Below are 3,331 nucleotides of genomic sequence, written 5' to 3' on the forward strand. Positions count from 1 at the left end.
CGTCATGGCGGGGTCCCTGATGGAAGGTACGGCGGCATGACCGACACCACACCGACCACGCTGCCGGCGCAGTCACCGCCGGTCGACCCGGCCGACCCTGCGCGGCCGAGGCCACCCCGCCGAGGACCACGACGGCCAGGGCGGCCGGGACCGGCAGCGGCCTCACAGCCGGCAGGCGTGGATGTTGGTGACCAGGATGGCCCGGGCACCCAGCTCGTAGAGCTCGTCCATGATCCGGTGCACGTCGTCGCGCAGGACCATCGCCTGCACCGCGACCCAGCCCTCCCGGTGCAGCGGGGAGACCGTCGGCGACTCGATGCCCGGGGTGAGCGAGCTGGCCCGGTCCAGCAGGCCGGCCGGCACGTCATAGGCGAGCATCACGTACCGGCGGGCGACCAGCACGCCGTGCAGCCGGCGCAGCAGCTGCTCCTGCTGGGCGCAGCCGGGCGCGCCGACCCGGCGGACCAGCACCGCCGAGGAGCGCAGCAGCGGCTCGCCGAAGACCACCAGGCCGGCCTGGCGCAGGGTGGCGCCGGTCTCCACCACGTCGGCGACCACGTCCGCGACGCCGAGGCGGATGGCGTTCTCCACGGCGCCGTCGAGCCGGATCACGTCGGCCTTGACGCCCAGCTCGGCCAGGTGCCGCTCGACCAGCCCCGGGTACGCGGTGGCGATCCGGTGCCCGCCGAGCTGCTGCACCGAGTCCACGTCGTCGGGGCGGGCGGCGAACCGGAAGGTGGCCCGGCCGAAGTTCAGGTCGACGACCTCCTCGGCCGGCGCACCCGAGTCGACCAGCAGGTCCCGGCCGGTGATGCCGACGTCGAGGTCACCCGAGCCGACGTAGGTGGCGATGTCCTTGGGGCGCAGGTAGAAGAACTCGATGTCGTTGGGCTCGTCCCGGCAGACCAGGTCCTTCGGGTCGGTGCGCTGGCGGTAGCCCGCCTCGCGCAGCATCCCGGCGGCCGATTCGGCCAGGGCGCCCTTGTTGGGTACGGCGACACGCAGCATGTGGAGTGCTCCTTCGAATGATCAGGTGATCAGCGGACGGCGGCACTCACAGATGTCGGTAGACGTCCTTCAGCTCGAGACCGGTGGCGAGCATCAGCACCTGGGCCTGGTAGAGCAGCTGGGAGATCTCCTCCGCGGCCCGCTCCGGGCCCTCGTGCTCCGCGGCCATCCACGACTCGGCCGCCTCCTCGACCACCTTCTTGCCGATGAAGTGCACCCCCTTCTCGAGCGCGGCGACCGTGCCCGAGCCCGGGGTGCCGGCAGCGGCCTTGGCCTGCAGCTCGGCGAACAACTCTTCGAACGTCTTCACGGAAGGCGATTCTTCCAGCCGCCCGGGGTGACCACGCGCGCCGGGTCCGCCGCGAGGCGACCGCGACCACATTCTGGAATCGCCCTCCGGCGATCGTGAAGTTGTTGTCACGACCTGCCGGGGACGTCGACCGCGACGTCATGATCGTCGCCCGGAGGCACGGCCGGACAGATCGTGGGACGCAATGAAAAGGGCTCTTTCGAAAGTGGCCTTTCGAAGGCTATCCTTCGATGCATGGCCGACCAGTCGCCCCGCGAGATCACCGACGTCGACACGCTCCGCGCCCTCGCGCACCCGCTCCGAATGCGCATCCTCGACGCGGTCGCCCTGCACGGCCCGTTGACGGCCACCGAGGTCGCCGAGCGCGTCGGCGAGAGCCCGGCCAACTGCTCCTGGCATCTGCGTCAGCTCGCCAAGTACGGCTTCGTCACCGAGGCGGGCGGCGGCACCGGCCGGCAGCGGCCGTGGCGGTTGGTCACCGACGGGCACCGGTGGGGCGACGGCGAGGAGAGCCCGGCGTTGGCGCGGGCCGGGGACGCGGCCCTCCTGGCCCTGCTCGACCTGGAGTACCGCAAGCTGCGGGACTGGATGACCGCCCGGCGCCAGCAGTCCCCCGTCTGGCGCGACGCCGCCTTCCTCCACCAGTTCATCAACTGGTACACGCCAGACGAACTGCACGAACTGAAGGAGGAGATCCGCGGGCTGCTCGGTCGCCATCTGGACCGGCTCGGCGACCCGGCGGCCCGCCCGCCCGGCTCCCGGCCGGTACGGCTGATCGCCTGGGGCGCACCCGAGGTCGACGGATCACTCGTCGACGGCGACAACGAACACGGACCGGTCGTCGGCGACGCCGACGCGGAGAGAAACGGGGACCGATGAGACAACTGCTGCGCCGGCCGGACTTCCGGCTGTTCTTCGTCGCGCTGACCGTCAGCATGATCGCCGAGTCGATCCTCCTGCTGGCCCTCGCGATCTGGGTGAAGGAGCTGACCGGCTCCGACGCGTTGGCCGGGGCCACCTTCCTGGCGCTGACCGCACCGATGGTGCTCGCCCCGCTGGCCGGCTGGGTGGTCGATCGGGCGCCGCGCCGGCGGCTGTTCGTGGCCCTCAACGTAGGCACCGCGGTCCTGCTGCTGCCGCTGCTGGCCGTCCACGACACCGGTCGGCTCTGGGTCGTCTACGCGGTCGCCGCCGGGTACGGCCTCTCCTACATCGCGCTCGGCGCGACGGTCACCGCGCTCGTCCAGGAACTCGTCCCGGCGGACCTGCTGCCCGACGCCAACGGCGCGACGCAGACCGTCAAGCAAGGCTTGCGGCTGGTCGGTCCGCTGCTCGGCGCCGGCTTGTACGTGCTGCTCGGCGGCCCTGCGATGGCCGCCGCCTGCGCGCTCGGGTTCCTCGTGGCCGGCGCCGTCGGGCTGGCCGTACGCCCGGCTCCGGCGCCCTGCGCTGCCGCGGCGCCGCCGTCGCCGGCGTCGGCGTCGGCGTCGGCGGCCGAGACGGGCTCCGCCCGGACCGCCACCCCGCCCTCGGCGACGGAGGTGCCGGCCGCCGGAGGCTGGCGCGGCGAACTGGTCGCCGGCGTACGGCACCTGGTGGGCGAGCGGGCCCTGCGCCGGGCACTGGTGGCCGTGGTGGTCGCCACCATCGGCCTCGGCTTCGGGGAGACGCTCTGGTTCGCGTACGTCGACCAGGGGCTCGGCCGGGAGCCGGCCTTCCTGGGCGTGCTGGTGTCCCTGCAGGGCATCGGTGGCCTGCTCGGCGGGCTGGCCTCCGCGGCGCTGGTACGCCGACTGGGCGAGCTCGGTGGCATGGCGCTCGGCGTGTCGATCGTCGCCCTGGGCTTCCTGGCCCCGGTCTGGCCGGTGCTGGGGCTCGCCGTCGCCGCCGCCGTGCTGATCGGGCTGGGGCTGCCGGTCGCCCTGGTGGGGACCATGACGCTGGTGCAGCGGCAGACCTCGCCGGACCTCGTCGGCCGGGTCTCGGCGGCGCTCGACGCCCTCGCCAGCGGAC

At 73.2% G+C, this 3,331-nt stretch carries 4 protein-coding genes; 2 read left to right on the forward strand and 2 right to left on the reverse strand.

Annotated elements, in window-relative coordinates; genetic code table 11:
* Positions 1–162 precede the first annotated feature (162 nt).
* Both hisG and ACWEVO_RS33150 read right to left on the reverse strand, forming a co-directional pair.
* A complete protein-coding gene (gene hisG, locus ACWEVO_RS33145; RefSeq protein ID WP_452311372.1) occupies positions 163–1,008 on the reverse strand; it encodes an ATP phosphoribosyltransferase in 846 nt (281 codons plus the stop codon).
* Between the two features lie 46 nt (positions 1,009–1,054).
* Entirely contained in the window at positions 1,055–1,318 is a 264-nt protein-coding gene (locus tag ACWEVO_RS33150) for a phosphoribosyl-ATP diphosphatase (protein ID WP_036375234.1), read from the reverse strand.
* 234 nt (positions 1,319–1,552) lie between these two features.
* Here ACWEVO_RS33150 and ACWEVO_RS33155 point away from each other — a divergent pair, with 234 nt between their 5' ends.
* Together ACWEVO_RS33155 and ACWEVO_RS33160 are read left to right on the forward strand one after the other, a co-directional pair.
* A complete protein-coding gene (locus tag ACWEVO_RS33155; protein ID WP_452311373.1) occupies positions 1,553–2,197 on the forward strand; it encodes a winged helix-turn-helix domain-containing protein in 645 nt (214 codons plus the stop codon).
* Positions 2,122–3,331, forward strand: a 1,210-nt coding sequence (locus tag ACWEVO_RS33160; RefSeq protein ID WP_452311374.1) for an MFS transporter, incomplete at its 3' end; no start/stop codon positions are given. The genes ACWEVO_RS33155 and ACWEVO_RS33160, both read left to right, overlap by 76 nt.

Source organism: Micromonospora sp. NPDC003776, from assembly GCF_053605645.1.

Bases quoted from the DNA above. Each gene is read 5' to 3' on its own strand.
- ACWEVO_RS33155 (WP_452311373.1), top strand. From the start codon at position 1,553: ATGGCCGACCAGTCGCCCCGCGAGATCACCGACGTCGACACGCTCCGC.
- hisG (WP_452311372.1), bottom strand. From the start codon at position 1,008: ATGCTGCGTGTCGCCGTACCCAACAAGGGCGCCCTGGCCGAATCGGCC.